The sequence below is a fragment of the Pseudomonas sp. MWU13-2100 genome, assembly GCF_023242365.1.
Taxonomy (GTDB): Bacteria; Pseudomonadota; Gammaproteobacteria; order Pseudomonadales; family Pseudomonadaceae; genus Aquipseudomonas.
The window spans coordinates 148,191-162,735 of sequence record NZ_JALLIX010000003.1 but is presented as its reverse complement, the minus strand read 5'-3'; the positions used below and the strand labels follow the sequence as shown (position 1 = coordinate 162,735).

General features: G+C 62.0%; 10 protein-coding genes. 3 read left to right on the top strand and 7 right to left on the bottom strand.

Going from position 1 to position 14,545, the window contains the following annotated elements; genetic code table 11:
• Window positions 1-32 precede the first annotated feature (32 nt).
• From M5B99_RS03720 to M5B99_RS03695, 6 genes are read right to left on the bottom strand one after another with little or no spacing between them, the layout of a single operon-like run.
• A complete protein-coding gene (locus M5B99_RS03720) occupies window positions 33-1,652 on the bottom strand; it encodes an FMN-binding glutamate synthase family protein (RefSeq protein ID WP_248802700.1) in 1,620 nt (539 codons plus the stop codon).
• 32 nt (window positions 1,653-1,684) lie between these two features.
• A complete protein-coding gene (locus M5B99_RS03715) occupies window positions 1,685-3,091 on the bottom strand; it encodes an ATP-binding protein (protein WP_248802699.1) in 1,407 nt (468 codons plus the stop codon).
• Window positions 3,088-4,902, bottom strand: a complete 1,815-nt coding sequence (locus M5B99_RS03710) for a DAHL domain-containing protein (protein WP_248802698.1) — start codon at window positions 4,900-4,902, stop codon at window positions 3,088-3,090. The genes M5B99_RS03715 and M5B99_RS03710 overlap by 4 nt, the downstream gene beginning before the upstream one ends.
• Window positions 4,899-5,873 (bottom strand): cytochrome-c peroxidase, encoded by a 975-nt coding sequence (locus tag M5B99_RS03705; RefSeq protein WP_248802697.1) that lies wholly within the window; start codon window positions 5,871-5,873, stop codon window positions 4,899-4,901. Before M5B99_RS03705 ends, M5B99_RS03710 begins: the two co-directional genes overlap by 4 nt.
• Window positions 5,874-5,908: 35 nt before the next feature.
• A complete protein-coding gene (locus M5B99_RS03700; RefSeq protein WP_248802696.1) occupies window positions 5,909-7,783 on the bottom strand; it encodes a putative bifunctional diguanylate cyclase/phosphodiesterase in 1,875 nt (624 codons plus the stop codon).
• Window positions 7,780-10,041 (bottom strand): EAL domain-containing protein, encoded by a 2,262-nt coding sequence (locus tag M5B99_RS03695; RefSeq protein WP_248802695.1) that lies wholly within the window; start codon window positions 10,039-10,041, stop codon window positions 7,780-7,782. The genes M5B99_RS03700 and M5B99_RS03695 overlap by 4 nt, the downstream gene beginning before the upstream one ends.
• A 238-nt stretch (window positions 10,042-10,279) precedes the next feature.
• Here M5B99_RS03695 and M5B99_RS03690 point away from each other — a divergent pair, with 238 nt between their 5' ends.
• On the top strand, window positions 10,280-11,635 hold the full coding sequence (locus tag M5B99_RS03690; RefSeq protein WP_248802694.1) for an HD domain-containing phosphohydrolase: 1,356 nt from the start codon (window positions 10,280-10,282) through the stop codon (window positions 11,633-11,635).
• A gap of 268 nt (window positions 11,636-11,903) precedes the next feature.
• Complete coding sequence (locus M5B99_RS03685) at window positions 11,904-12,320, top strand: NUDIX hydrolase (protein ID WP_248802693.1); 417 nt, start codon at window positions 11,904-11,906, stop codon at window positions 12,318-12,320.
• A gap of 31 nt (window positions 12,321-12,351) precedes the next feature.
• Here the strand turns inward: M5B99_RS03685 and metR are convergent, their stop codons facing one another.
• Window positions 12,352-13,269, bottom strand: a complete 918-nt coding sequence (gene metR / locus M5B99_RS03680) for a transcriptional regulator MetR (RefSeq protein ID WP_248802692.1) — start codon at window positions 13,267-13,269, stop codon at window positions 12,352-12,354.
• 249 nt (window positions 13,270-13,518) lie between these two features.
• Between metR and M5B99_RS03675 the strand changes: the two genes are divergently transcribed.
• Window positions 13,519-14,511, top strand: coding sequence for an alpha/beta fold hydrolase (locus tag M5B99_RS03675; protein ID WP_248802691.1), 993 nt, complete (start codon window positions 13,519-13,521; stop codon window positions 14,509-14,511).
• The last annotated feature ends 34 nt before the right edge of the window (window positions 14,512-14,545 follow it).

Genomic DNA, 14,545 nt, shown 5'->3' with positions numbered 1-14,545 from the left:
TGGCCCCTGACGGCCAGGCGCTTTTATGCTCTTTACGCGGCGGCCATCTCTTGGGACTCGAAACTATCCGCCCGTGCCATCTGCCACATGCGCGAGTAAAACTCGCCATTGACCTCGCCGGTCAGCAATTCACCCGGCTTGAGGAACACATGCAACTGTGAGAACAGCTTGATCTCGGTCGCCGACATCCGCCGGACCAGATGCTTGGCTTCCAACTGCGCCGGATGCTCCAACCCCGCCGCCGCAAGCATCTCGGCCAAGGCCTTCAAGGTATTGCGGTGGAAGTTGAACACCCGCTGGGCTTTGTCCGGCACCACCAGGGCTCGTTGGCGCAGGGCATCCTGGGTCGCGACACCGGTCGGGCATTTGTTGGTATGGCAGCTCTGCGATTGGATGCAGCCGATGGCGAACATAAAGCCCCGCGCCGAGTTGGCCCAGTCGGCACCGATGGCCAACACGCTGGCGATGTCAAAGGCGCTGACGATCTTGCCGCTGGCGCCGAGCTTGATCTTGTCCCGCAGGTTCAAACCCACCAGGGTGTTGTGCACGAACAGCAGGCCGTCGCGCATAGGCACGCCGATATGGTCGGTGAACTCCACCGGCGCGGCGCCGGTACCGCCTTCCTTGCCGTCGACCACGATAAAGTCCGGGAGGATGCCGGTTTCCAGCATGGCCTTGGCAATGCCCATGAACTCCCACGGATGACCCAGGCAGAACTTGAAGCCCACCGGCTTGCCGCCGGACAGCTCTCGCAGTTGGGCGATGAAGTGCATCATTTCAATCGGGGTGGAAAACGCGCTGTGCCGCGACGGCGAGACGCAGTCTTCACCCATCATGATGCCACGGGTCTCGGCGATCTCCTTCGTCACCTTGTGCTTGGGCAGGATGCCGCCATGGCCGGGCTTGGCACCCTGGCTCATCTTGATTTCGATCATCCGCACCTGCGGGCTCTGCGCCTGGGCGGCGAAGCGTTCCGGGTCGAAGCGACCGTCCGCGGTACGGCAGCCGAAATAGCCGCTGCCCAGTTCCCAGGTCAGGTCGCCGCCGTTCTCGCGGTGGTAGGGGCTGATGCTGCCCTCGCCGGTGTCGTGGGCAAAGTTGCCGAGCTTGGCGCCCTGGTTCAGCGCGCGGATGGCGTTGGCACTCAGGGAACCGAAGCTCATCGCCGAAATGTTGAACACCGAGGCCGAGTACGGTTGCTTGCACTGCGGGCCACCGACGATCACACGAAAACTGCTCGGGTCACTCAGCGGCGCCGGGCGCATCGAGTGGCCGATAAATTCGAAACCGCCCTGGTACACATCGATCAGGGTGCCGAAGGGTTTGTCGGCGCTTTCGTTCTTGGCCCGCGAATACACCAGCGAGCGCTGCGACCGGGAGAAGGGCAGGGCATCGCTATCGGATTCCAGCAGGTACTGGCGGATCTCCGGGCGGATGCCTTCCACCAGGTAACGGATATTGCCCAGGATCGGGTAGTTGCGGCGTACCGCGTGGGGACTTTGCAGCAGGTCGAACAGGCCCAGCAGGCTCAACAGGCCGGTCACCAGGGTGAAGGGCCAGAGCCAGTCATGCGCCAGGAACGGCAGGCTGGCCAGGGTGAAGATCACACAACCGGTAAAGAAGGCGTAGCGGCTCAGCAGGGACAGACTCATACGGTTTCCTTTGGTTCGGACTCGTCGGGAGGTTAGGCGGCTTTGTTTTGGCGGACCGGCAGCTCGATCCTGAACGTGGTGCCCACCCCCAGCTCACTGCGCACACTGATCTGCCCGGCATGTTTCTGCACGATGCCATAGGACAGCGACAAGCCCAGGCCCGTGCCCTGACCGATGGGCTTGGTGGTGAAGAACGGGTCGAAGATCTTTTGCACGGTCTCGGGCGCCATGCCCGAGCCGTTGTCGGCCACTTCCAGCCAGACCCGCTCACCCAGGCTGCCGCCCCGCAGGGTGATGGTGCCGCGCTCCGGTCCCATGGCCTGGGCGGCGTTGACCACCAGGTTCATGATGACCTGGTTGATCTGCGACGCCAGGCACTCGATCTCCGGCAGTCCGGAGTAGTCCTTGACCACGTCGGCCTTGTATTTGAGTTCGTTGGCGACAATGTTCAGGGTCGATTCGATGCCCTGTTGCAGATTGCTCCATTGCCACTCCTGGTTCGAGTCGACCCGGGAGAAGTTCTTCAGGTCCTTGACGATCTGCCCGACCCGACCGATGCCCTCCTTGGACTCCTTGATCAGCAACGGAATGTCTTCTTCGAGGAAATCCAGCTCGACCCGTTCGCGCAGCTCCTTCAAGCGTGCCTGCAACTCGGGCGCGGCGATCCCTTCCTCGGCGCCCTGATAGGCCTGGAGCATTTCCAGCAGCTTGCCGAAATAGCCTTCCAGGGTCCCCAGGTTCGAGGAAATGAAGCCGATGGGGTTGTTGATCTCATGGGCCACGCCGGCCGCCAGTTGGCCAAGGGAGGCGAGTTTCTCCGATTGAACAAGCTGCCCTTCCAGTTGCTTGCGTTCGTCGATCTCATGCTGCAAGGCCAGGCTGGTCTGCGTGAGGGCCTGGGTGCGTTGCTCGACCAATTCTTCCAGCCGGTGCATTTGCAGGTTGGCGCGTTCAGTCATTTCCCATTTGTTGGTCAGGGTGTTGGCCAGTTGCTGGACTTCGATGTTGTCGAAGGGCTTTTTCAGGATCACCAGCCGGTCGTGACCGTGCAGGCGTTCCAGCAGGTCATCCCAGGAATAGTCGGTGTAGGCGGTGCAGACCACCACTTGCAGGTTGGGGTCGACCTGCCACAGGTGCTCGATGGTTTCGGCACCATCCCAGCCCTGGGGCATGCGCATGTCGACGAAGGCCAGGGCGTAGGGCTTTCCACAAGCCACCGACTGTTCGACCTTTTGCAGGCCTTCCTGGCCCTGATAGGCGGAGTCGAGTTCGAACGGCAGGACGTTGCCGGTCTTGACCTCCTGGCCGAACAGCGCGGCTTCCATCAGGTCCAGGTCCGGCGACTCATCGACCATTGGGGTGAGAATCTTGCGAAAGTCCTCGTGGATCGATGGGGTGTCGTCGACCAGCAGGATACGGCGATTGCGGAGTGTGTTCATACAGCCCCCACGGCAGTTTTCAAGGGCAATTCGAGGGTGAAGACGGCGCCTTTTCCAGGGCCGTCGCTGTGGGCGGTCAAGTGCCCTTTCATTTCGATCGCGGCCAGGGCGCAGCTGTGCAGGCCAAAGCCATGGCCGTCCTTGCGGGTGGTGAAACCATGGGCAAAGATCCGCGTCATGTTTTCCGGCAGGATACCTTCGCCGGCGTCCTTGACGCTGATGCGCAAGATGTTGTTCTCGATCGCCCGCACTTGCAGAGTGATCTCCCGCGGACGGTCGGCGAGGTTGGCCATGGCCTGCTTGGCGTTGCTGATCAGGTTGATCAGGATCAGCAGCAAACGGTGCTTGTCGGCCATCACCTGGGGCACGTTGTCGTACTCGCGGATCACCGTGACGTTGTGCCGGTTCAGGGCGCCGGAGTTCATGCGCAGGGCGTCCTCGAGCAGATCCCGGATATGCAGCGGCTCCTCCATGGTCGAGACCCCGGCATAGGATTGCTGGGTCGAGACGATGTCCTTGATATGGTCGACGCTCTTGCTCAACTGGGTCAGTTCGTCGCTCATGCTCTGTTGTTCCGCGGCAATGGCCTCGACCAGTTGGTTGAGATACCCGGGTAACAGCTTGCCACGTTCGTCGCTGGTAATGAACTCGCCGAGATCGTGTTTGTGTTCGTTGATCATCGTCACTGCCTTGGCCAGGCCCTGGGTTTTGCTGCCGCGCAGCTTGCGCGCCACCAGGTCGGCGGAGACATTCACGCTGTTGAGCACATTGCCAACGTTGTGCAGCACGTTGGTGGCGATCTCGGCCATGCCGGCCAGACGGGCGGATTCCATCAGTTCGCTCTGGGCTTCGCGCAGGCTGCGGGTGCGCCGCTCCACGCGTTGCTCAAGGTGGGTGTTGGCGGCTTGCAGGGCGTGGTTGACCCGGTTGATTTCGGCATAACTGCGGATCAGGCGGCTGGCGAGGTACAGCAGCAGGACCAGTAGCAGGCCGGAGAAAATCAGCAGGTACAAATGGTGGCGTTGATTGAGGCCGTCGACCTGTTGTTGCTCCCGGTTCAATTGGTCGGTGATGGCATCCAGGCTTTCGGAGACCGGTACGGCGTCGATCTCTTCAATCAGTGAGTTGACTTGGGGTTGTTCGTGCAGGATCAGGTTGACGTGGTTGAGCAGTATCTGCACCGGCTCCTTGAATGAGGAGGGCAGGCGTTCGGTGTCGATCATCACCTGATTGAGCCCCAATTCGATGTTGTGGCTGCGTTCCTCGGTGGTGCTCTGGGCGAATTCCAGCGTGCTGAGCAGCAGGTCGTAGATGTCGTTGGAGGTGTCCTGGAGCATCAACTTGTCCTGGTCCTGAAGCGCGCTGAGCTGGCGCTGGATATCGTCTTCGGCGGTCGGCAGGAAGCCCAGGGAGTTGCGCAGTATCGCGTTGCGGGATTTGAACTGTTCGACCAATCGCTCTTTTTCGTCGAGGGCTTGGGTCAGGGTTTCCCGGCGGTCCTTCCAGGCTTCGGTGATCTGCCGGGCCTGGCCGGGGGCGATAGGCGTGAACGTCTGTAAAAGCTTGTGTATTTCCTGCGGGGGGCTGACCAATGGGTCGTAATTGCGCGTTACCGCGATCCTGGCCTTGAGGACTTCGGTACCCCATTGCGCATCCAGTTGTTTGACCTGGTTGATCAGATCGCGGGAGTGGGCATAGTCCAGGGTCGCGTCGGCGTCGGCCATGAGGTACAGAAACACCAGGACCGAGGTGAGCAGGACAGCCAGGCGCGGCAGGACGACCCGGTTCAGGACACTACTGGTCACCTTCATAGCGGCTTGCCCCCCAGTTCGCCGGTCAGGGTCTTGAGAAACAGCACGATCAGGCGGATGTCCTCAGTGGAAGGGACGCGTCCCAGTTGATAGGTGAACATGACATGAACGGCGTCTTCCAGGGTCTTGGCCGAGCCATCGTGGAAATACGGGGCGGTCAGCGCGACGTTGCGCAGGCTGGGAACCTTGAATACATAACGGTCCTCCTCTTTCCCGGTCGCCAGGAAGCGCCCCAGGTCGGCCTCGGTAGGGTTGCCCCGGGCCTTGAAGTAGTCGCCCATCACACCGAATTTCTGGAACATGTTACCGCCGATATTGACCCCTTGGTGGCAGGCGATGCAGCCGTAGTCCTTGAAGCGCTGGTAGCCGTATTTTTCGTCGAGGGTCAGGATGTCGGTGTTGCCCTTGAGGTACTGGTCGAAACGCGAGTTGGGCGTCAGCAGGCTGCGCTCGTAGCTGGCCAGGGCATTCTGCACATTGGCGATGGTCACGCCATCGGTATAGGCCTCGCGGAAGGCCGCCTGGTAAGTCGGGGCCTGGTTGAGGGTCTCGACCACGTGGGGCCAGCTGTTGCCCATTTCTATCGGGCTTTTCACCACATCCTCGATCTGCTCCTCCAGGGTCTCGGCGCGACCGTTCCAGAACTGCTTGAAGTTCAGCGCGGCGTTGAACACGGTCGGGGTGTTGATGCCCAGGCTGCCACCCTGGAAACCGATGGAATAGGGTTTATCGTCCGCCCCGCCCCGCTCCAGATGATGGCAACTGGCGCAGGACGTTGTGTTATTCATCGACAGTTGCTTTTCATTGAACAACTGGCGACCCAGTTCGACTTTCCGCGGATCCTGCACCGGGATATCCGGCAACGGCTTGAGCGGTTCGTCCAGCGGTGCGGCGACCAGGTGTGTGCTGAACAATATCCCGCAGCAGGCGAGCGATCTCGCCAGCAACGACAGCAATGCGCGAGGCGTCATGAGTGTGTCCTTGGCAAAAGAGGCGGGTTCAGGGATCAGCCCTGTGCCGGTCGTTCGAAGCGCTTGTCCTGCAACAAGCGCAGGAAGGTCTCGGCTTCGACCGCCTTGCTGAAGTAGTAACCCTGGCCTTCCTCGCAGTCATGGGCCTTGAGAAAGGCCAGTTGATCCTGGGTCTCCACACCTTCGGCGATGATGTTCAGGTTCAGGCTCTTGCCCAGGCTGATGATCGCGTTCACCAGCGCCGCGTCGTTGCTGTCGCCATTGAGGTCACGGACGAACGACTGGTCGATCTTCAGCACGTCGACGGGAAAACGTTGCAGGTAGCTGAGGCTCGAGTAACCGGTGCCGAAGTCATCGATGGCCAGGCGGATGCCCAGGGCCTTGATGGCTCTCAGGGTTGCAATGGTGTGGTCGACATTCTGCATCAACACGCTCTCGGTGATTTCCAGCTCCAGCCGGGTCGGCTCCATGCCGGTTTCTACCAGCACCTGGCGGATGCCGTCGAGGAAATCGCGCTGGCGAAAGTCCATGGCCGAGATGTTAAGCGACAGGATCAGCGGCTCGCGGGTCTGATCCTGCCAGGCCCGACCTTGCAGGCAGACCTGGCGCAACACCCAACTGCTCAGTTGGACGATCAGGCCGCTGTCTTCGGCCACCGGGATGAAGTCCGTGGGGTAGAGCAGGCCGCGTTCGGGATGCTGCCAGCGGATCAGCGCCTCGGCACCGACCACCGTGCCGGTCTTGAGGTCCAGCTTGGGTTGGTAGTGCAGCACGAACTCGTTGCGCGCCAGGGCCCGGCGAATACCGGACTCGATGGATTGCTGCTCGCGGGCCCGCAGGTTCAGGTCTTCGATGAAAAAGCCGAAGTTGTTGGCGCCCTGTTCCTTGACATTGCGCATCGCCGCTTCGGCTTTCTTGATCAGCACCAGCGGGTCCTCGCCGTCGCCGGGGTAGAGGCTGATACCCAGGCTTGCAGTGACTCGCAGGTCATGCCCGGCAGTTTCATGGGGGGTATTGATCGCCAGGAGGACTTTCTCGGCGGTGCCACGGGTCTGTCCCGGATGGATGAACTCGGGCAGTATCAGGACAAACTCATCGGAGCGGTAGCGAAACACCGAGTCCGAATGGCGCAAGGCTCCCACCAGGCAGGCGGCCACATGCTTGAGCATTTCATCGCCCGCCGGATAGCCCAGGGCATTGTTGATGCGTTTGAAGCGATCCAGCCCGACGAACATCACCGCCACTTGTTCGCCGTGCCGTTTAGCCAGGGCGATCGCCTGGCCCAGGCGGTCGCCGAGCAGGGTGCTGTTGGGCAGTTCGGTGAGTACATCGAATTGCAGCAGCCGGGAAACCTGCAGCAGCTCCTGGACGCGCTTCTCGATGGTCTGTTCCAGATTGGCCATCTTCGAAGCGATGTCCCGCGCCAGTTGCCACTTCCAGGTCAGGGCACTGGCCAGCTGGCGAATTTCCAGGGCGTCGAAGGGCTTTTTCAGGATCAGCATCTGGTCACCGAAGGCGATGCGTTCGTCCATGGACTCCCAGGAGTAATCCGAGTAGGAGGTACACAGGGCTATTTGCAGCTCTGGATCGACCGCCCACAGTTGCTCGATGGTTTCCAGGCCGTCCCAGCCCGGCGGCATGCGCATATCGAGGAAGGCCATGGCATACGGGCGTTCGGCGGCCAAGGCCAGCTTGACCAGCTCCAGTGCCTCTTGCCCCTGGTAGGCCGAGTCGATCTCGAAGTTCTGGCGCTGCGGGCGAGTGGTACCGAACAGCAGATGCTCGGTGGAGTCCAGGCTCAGTTCGTCCTCCTGCTCAGGCCCGAGGATCTTGCGAAAGTCCTGATGAATAGACGCGGTATCGTCGATGATCAGGATGCGCTTGTTGGCGGCACCGGCTGCGCGGTTCATGGTTGGATCTCCGGCGTTGGGCGAGGGGTGATATGGCCGGCGTGCAACAATTCGCTGGCACGATGGCTGTCGACGGCCTGGCTGAAGTAATAGCCCTGGGCGGTCATCGGCGAACCGGTGGCCATCAATGAATGGCGTTGCTCCTGGGTTTCCACGCCTTCGGCAATGATGCCGATGCCCACCTCCCGGGCAAAGTTGATGATCGCCCGCAGGGTGGTGGCGCTTTCCGCGTCCTGGGTCGCGTGGTTGATCAGCGACTGGGCCAGCTTCAGGTGATTGACGCGGTAGGTCTTGAGGTAGTCGAAGGACGAGTAGTCGGTGCCGAAATCATCGATGGCGATCTTCACACCGAGTTCGCGCAGCTTGGGCAGCACCTCGTTCTGGGTCCACTTGGTGTGGGCCAGGGTCGCTTCGGTGACGTCGAACTGCAGGTCCGCGGGCGACAGCCCCCATTTGCCGGTGGTCTCGAGCACGTCGTGAATCAGTTCGCTGCCACTTTTGAGCTGGGCCAGCGACAGGTTGATGGCGATCACCGGCGGTGCCATGCCGTCCTTGCGCCATTGGTGCATCTGCCGGCAAGCCCGCTCCAGCACCCAGCGCCCCAGCGCGATGATGGTGCCGGTCTTTTCCGCGGCGGGGATGAACTGGTCGGCGCCGAGTATGCCGCGCTCGGGGTGGTTCCAGCGCACGAGGGCCTCCATGCCGAGGATCTTGCCGCTACCCAGGTCGACTTCCGGCAGGTAATGCAGCTCCAGTTCGTTCTGTTCGATGGCCTTTTTCAGGTCCTGGGTAATGGCAACCCGGTCGATGACTTCCTGGTTGATCTCCTCGGAATGGAAGTGGTACTGGTTGCGGCCGCTGTCCTTGGAGCGATACAGCGCCATATCGGCCTGGACCAGCATGTTGTCGGCACTTTCGCTGTCCACGGCATAGGTGCTGATGCCGATGCTGGCCGAAATCCGTACTTCATTGCCGTCCAGCTGGTAGGGCTCCGCCAGGGCCTTGAGGATCTTGCTCGCCAGGGTGCCGGATTGCGTCGGGTCGAGCATTTCCGTCTGCAGCACCGCGAACTCATCGCCGCCCAAGCGCGCCACCACATCATTTTCCCGGGTGCAGCTCTGGATGCGTCGGGAGACTTCCTGCAGCAGCAGGTCACCCACCGGATGCCCGAGGGTGTCATTGATGCGCTTGAAGTGATCCAGGTCCAGGTAGAACACCGCGAACGGCGAGGCGCCGCGCCGGGCGCCGGCAAAGCTCTGGTGCAGGCGCTCGATCAGGGTCGAGCGGTTGGCCAATCCGGTGAGGCCGTCGGTGCGGGCGAGCAGGGCGATTTTCTCTTCGGCCAGCTTGTGTTCGGTGATGTCGATGATGATGCCTTCGACTTCCAGCAGGCGTCCCTCCGGGTCGCGGACCGGTACGTAGCGGTTTTCCACCCAGCGCCACTGACCGTCGCCGGTACGCAGGCGAAACTCGATCGAGGCCCCCTCGGCGTCCTTGTCGAGGACCTTGGCCATGGCCGCGTCGACCTTCTCCTGGTCGTCGCCGTGGATCAGCTCCGCGGCCCAGTCGGCCGAGGCCAGCAGGTCCTCGGCGACGTGCCCGAACTTGGTGATGTTGTGGGAGATGTACATCAGCGGGAACGACGGTTCGCCGCGCAGGCGATAGAGCAGCGTCGGGCTGTTCTGGACGATGATATTGGCGTCGGACAGCTCGCGGGTGCGTGCTTCCACGGCCTGTTCGAGCTGGTCCATTTTCAGTGCGGCGTCTTCGGTCATCTGCCATTTGACGCTCAGGGTGCTGGCCAGTTGGCGAATTTCGATGGCGTCGAAAGGTTTCTTCAGGATCAGCAGGCGATCGCCCATCTCGACCCGTTCGCTCATCTCTTCCAGGGAGTAATCGGAATAGGCGGTGCACAGCGCGACTTGCAGCTTGGGGTCGACTTGCCAGAGCCGTTCGAGGGTTTGCAGGCCATCCCAGCCTGGCGGCATGCGCATGTCGATAAAGGCCATGGCGTAGGGCTGCCCCCGCAGCAGGGCTTGTTCGACCTTGGCCAGGCCTTCCTGGCCCTGGAACGCCGAATCGAGGTCGAACGGTTGCTCCTGTCGGTTGAGGCTGTCGCCGAACAAGGCCAACTCGGCGCTTTGCAGGTCGTCTTCGAGGTTTTCGGGGCAGAGAATCTTGCGGAAGTCCACGTGGATCGACGGGGTGTCGTCGATGATCAGGATGCGCCGATTGGCGCGCTCGGACGCGCTGCTCATCGCAAGGCACCGGTCACACTGACAGCGGGATGTACCGAGCTCATGCGGAGTTCCTTTCCTGATAACCACGCCTGCTGTGGCGCGCTAGATTGCTTGCAGCATAGATCGGCTTGAGATGATTTGCTGATAAACATGATGCCAATTGATGGTCGAACATCTACCCTTAGCGCAAAAGACAGGGACTGCCGGCTATTCAAAGGTCCCTGGACCCAAGCCCGACGCAGACATGAGGTGCTCCATGGATGAATCCACAGTTGATGTCGTGATCAAACCCCGTGTTCTGCTGGTCGATGATGAAGAGTCGATCCTCAACAGTCTGCGCCGTTTGCTGCGCAGCCAGGGTTACGAGCTGTTCCTCGCCGACAGCGGCGCCCGTGCCCTGGAGATCATGGCCGAGCAGCCCATCGACCTGGTGATCAGCGATGCGCGCATGCCGAACATGGACGGTGCCAGCCTGCTGGCGCGGATTCATGAGCTGTATCCGGCCTGCCTGCGGATCCTGCTGACCGGTTACGCTGACTTGGACATGATCGCCAAGGCGATCAACGAAGGGCGGATCTACCGTTACCTGAGCAAGCCCTGGAACGATGAAGAGCTGTTGATGACCATCACTCAGGGCCTGGCCTTCCAGCATTCCGAACGTGAGCGCCAGCGCCTGCAGCTGTTGGTCCACGAGCAGAACCGGCAGTTGCAGTCGCTCAACGCGACCCTGGAAAAGCGCGTGATCGCGCGCACCAGCGAAGTCCAGCAGACCGCCGATATGCTTGACCTGGCCTATGAAGAACTCAAGCGCAGCTACGCCGTCACGGCCGAGGTGTTCTCGCGGATGGTCGAGTGGCGCCTGCCCAAGGACAAGCAGACCAACCGGGCGATCATCGATCTGGTCAAGGTCTACTGCAAGGCTCATGTCATGAGTGAAGCGGCCAGCCGTGACCTGGCCATGGCCGCGGCCCTGCACAACATCGGCAAGATGAGTTGGACCGACAGCATGATGGGGGCGCCGGCCGATCTGCTGCACCACACCGATCGCGACCGTTATCGCGGTTATCCGAAGCAGAGCGAGTCGCTGTTGATGACCCTGGAGCCGATGCAGGATGCGGCCCGGCTGATTCTGCATCACCAGGAGCGCTGGGACGGCAGCGGGTTTCCCGACCACCTCCGGGGCGAGGCGATTCCCCTGGGATCGCGGGTGTTGAAGCTGGCGGTGGACTTCATCGAGTTGCAGCGTGGCCTGATTCTCGAACGGCAGATGAACAGCGACGAGGCCCTGCTGTTTATTCGCAAGTACGCCGGCAAGCTCTACGATCCGGGCCTGGTCGAGGACTTCGTCAAGGTTTGCGCCGACTACCTGAGCGACGTGACCCTGGGCGACCCTTCGGTCAAGGTCCTGTGCACCCGCGAGCTGGTGGCCGGAATGATCCTGGCGCGTAACCTCAATGCCGACAACGGCATGCTCCTGCTCAACGCCGGCAAGCTGCTCAGCGCGGCGCTGGTGGATAAGCTGATTGCCTTCGAGTCCATGGAAGGTGCCAAGTACAGTGTGTTCGTGAAGATTCCTGAAGAAATCCTGGCGTTGCTGGAGCAGGCCGAATAACACGGGGCTTTCGTGGGGCGATGCTTGCGTGGGAGCGGAGCTTGCGTGGGAGCGGAGCTTGTGTGGGAGTGGAGCTTGTGTGGGAGTGGAGCTTGTGTGGGAGCGGAGCTTGTGTGGGAGCGGAGCTTGCCCGCGAAGAGGCCCTTGAGAGCGCCCGAAGCTTCGCGGGCAAGCTCCGCTCCCACAGGTTCCGCGCCTTTCGCATGATTGCAACACCCGCGTCGCCCATGTGATCCTGCGGCCTTTTCCCGAGGCCGCTGTGACCCCCATGACCTGCAAAACGATCCGAATTGCCGCCGCCCTGCTGATCGGTCCCGACGGCCGTACCCTGCTGGTGCGCAAACGCGGTACCCAGGCCTTCATGCAGGCGGGTGGCAAGATCGAAGCCCATGAGCAACCGGTGCAGGCCCTGGCCCGTGAACTGGAAGAGGAACTGGGGTTGCTTATCGACACGGCTGCCGCCACCTACCTCGGCCAGTTCGCGGCAGCGGCGGCCAACGAGCCGGGTTACCAGGTGGTGGCCGAGCTGTTCCGGGTGGAGAGCGGCGTGGTGCTGGAGCCCGCGGCCGAGATCGAGGAGGTGGCCTGGATCGACCCCATCGGCGATGGCGGCCTGCTCCTCGCACCATTGACGCGGGACCTGATCCTGCCGTTTTATCGTGCTTCGCTCGCAAACGCCGGCTGATCCCCTTCGAACCGATGACGCTTGAGCGGCTTCAGCGCACCGCGCTGACCCCATCGAGCGTCGAGAACGAAGTGTCCTTGGCCGTCAGCAGGAAGTCGCGCATGTAGGGGGCATCGAGCATGTCGGTGCGAACCGCCGCATACAACGTGGCGAACAGGCCTTTCTCACCCAACCGCTTGGCCTTCACGTAACCTCGCGAGCTGTATTCGTGCAAGGCCCAGTGCGGCATGCCGCAGACCCCGCGACCGCTGGCCACCAGTTGCATCATCATCACCGTCAGCTCCGAGGTGCGCACCTGCGCCGGCTCGATGTCCGCGGGTTCGAGGAAGCGGGTGAAGATATCCAGCCGATCGCGTTCCACCGGATAGGTGATCAGGGTTTCCTTGAGCAGGTCCTCGGGCACGATATAGGGCTTGTTGGCCAACGCATGCTGGTTGGCGACCGCGAGCATGGCCTCGTAGGTGAAGAGCGGCACATAGGTGATACCCACCAGCTCCAGCGGATCGGAGGTCACCACCAGGTCCAGGTCGCCACGGGCCAGGGCCGGCAGCGGGGCGAAGGAAAAACCCGAGGCCAGGTCCAGTTCCACTTCCGGCCAGGCATCGCGGAACTGGTCGATGGTCGGCATCAGCCACTGGAAACAACTGTGGCATTCGATCGCCATGTGCAGGCGGCCGGCGGTGCCGCCGGCCAGGCGCGCGATATCCCGCTCCGCCGCACGCAGCAATGGCAGGCTGGCGTCAGCCAGTTGCAGCAGGCGCAGCCCGGCGCTGGTGAAACGCACCGGCTTGGTCTTGCGCACGAACAGCGGCATGCCCAGGCGCTCTTCCAGCTCCTTGAACTGGTGGGACAGGGCCGACTGCGTCAGGTGCAGACGCTCGGCGGCTTCCACCAGGCTGTCGGCCTCGCGCAGCGCGTGAAGGGTTTTCAAGTGACGGATTTCCAGCACCTGTGGCTCCATGAGTAGATTTTGTGAATGACGGTCATGGTATGAGTTTGTCTCATGTTGCCTTGGCTGTCGACCATTGTGCTGGCACTGGCTGGAGGCAAATTTGTGGGAGTCGGTGTCGGTCCGAGAGTCCGCCTGCGCAGGCACCGCCCGGCAATCTTCATCAAACTGTCACGGAACTGTGGCAGCACCATTGAACAAATAACATCAAACTCGCGCCTCAATGGGGTTCTGCGTTTCGGTGTTTTCATGCGTGTAGTAATTTTTCTGGCCGCACTGCTGTTCGGCCTGCCGTCTTTTGCGGCTTCAAGATGTGATGTCAATGTTCCGACCCAGCGGGTCGATCTGGAAAACGTCAGCCTGGCTTACCAGAGCATCGGACGTGCCTCGGATCCGGCCTTGCTGCTGGTCATGGGCCTGGGCGGCCAACTGATCCACTGGCCGGACGAAGTAGTCGTCGCGCTCTGCCAGCAGGGTTTCCGGGTGATTCGCTATGACAATCGCGATGTCGGCCTGTCCACCTGGCGCCAGGCGCCGGCCAGCGCCAACCTGACCTTCGAGGTGCTGCGCTACAAGCTCGGCTTGCCGGTGGCGGCGCCTTATACCCTGACCGATATGGCCGGCGATGCCTTGGGCCTGATGGATGCGTTGCAGGTCCGGCAGTTCCATGTGCTCGGCGCCAGCATGGGCGGCATGATCGCCCAGCACGTGGCGGCGATGGCGCCGGAGCGGGTCGAGAGCCTGACCCTGGTGATGAGCAGTTCCGGTGCCGAGGGCCTGCCGGCGCCGAGTGCGGCGCTGGTTCAGTTGCTTTCGCGGCGCGGCGCGCCGAACCGTGAGGCGGCGATTGAGCAGCAGGCCGACCTGCTGGCCGCCCTGGGCAGCCCCGAGGTGCGCGATGATCGCCGCAAGCTGTTGCAGCAGGCGGCGGCGTCCTATGACCGGGCGTTCAATCCGGAGGGGGTGAAGCGTCAGATCATGGCGATTCTCGCCGAGCCGAGTCGGGTGCCGTTGCTCAATCAACTGCGGGTACCGACCCTGGTGGTCCATGGTACGGCCGATCCGTTGTTGCCGGTGATGCACGGCGTGCACCTGGCGGCGCATATCCAGGGCAGTCAACTGGTGCTGGTCCCGGGGATGGCCCATCGTTTCCAGGAGGCGTTCAAGGCGCCGTTGCTGGCCGCGGTGCTGCCGTACCTGCGTCTGCATCAGGGCGATGTCAGTCGCTGGGCACAGCTCTGAAGGATCGCTGTCTTGTAGGAGCCAGCAAGCCGGC

What these genes read in the sequence shown, in the direction of transcription:
- M5B99_RS03685 (WP_248802693.1), top strand. Translation starts at nt 11,904, where the DNA reads ATGACCTGCAAAACGATCCGAATTGCCGCCGCCCTGCTGATCGGTCCC.
- M5B99_RS03710 (WP_248802698.1), bottom strand. Translation starts at nt 4,902, where the DNA reads ATGAAGGTGACCAGTAGTGTCCTGAACCGGGTCGTCCTGCCGCGCCTG.
- M5B99_RS03695 (WP_248802695.1), bottom strand. Translation starts at nt 10,041, where the DNA reads ATGAGCAGCGCGTCCGAGCGCGCCAATCGGCGCATCCTGATCATCGAC.
- M5B99_RS03700 (WP_248802696.1), bottom strand. Translation starts at nt 7,783, where the DNA reads ATGAACCGCGCAGCCGGTGCCGCCAACAAGCGCATCCTGATCATCGAC.
- M5B99_RS03675 (WP_248802691.1), top strand. Translation starts at nt 13,519, where the DNA reads ATGCGTGTAGTAATTTTTCTGGCCGCACTGCTGTTCGGCCTGCCGTCT.
- M5B99_RS03715 (WP_248802699.1), bottom strand. Translation starts at nt 3,091, where the DNA reads ATGAACACACTCCGCAATCGCCGTATCCTGCTGGTCGACGACACCCCA.
- M5B99_RS03720 (WP_248802700.1), bottom strand. Translation starts at nt 1,652, where the DNA reads ATGAGTCTGTCCCTGCTGAGCCGCTACGCCTTCTTTACCGGTTGTGTG.
- M5B99_RS03690 (WP_248802694.1), top strand. Translation starts at nt 10,280, where the DNA reads ATGGATGAATCCACAGTTGATGTCGTGATCAAACCCCGTGTTCTGCTG.
- M5B99_RS03705 (WP_248802697.1), bottom strand. Translation starts at nt 5,873, where the DNA reads ATGACGCCTCGCGCATTGCTGTCGTTGCTGGCGAGATCGCTCGCCTGC.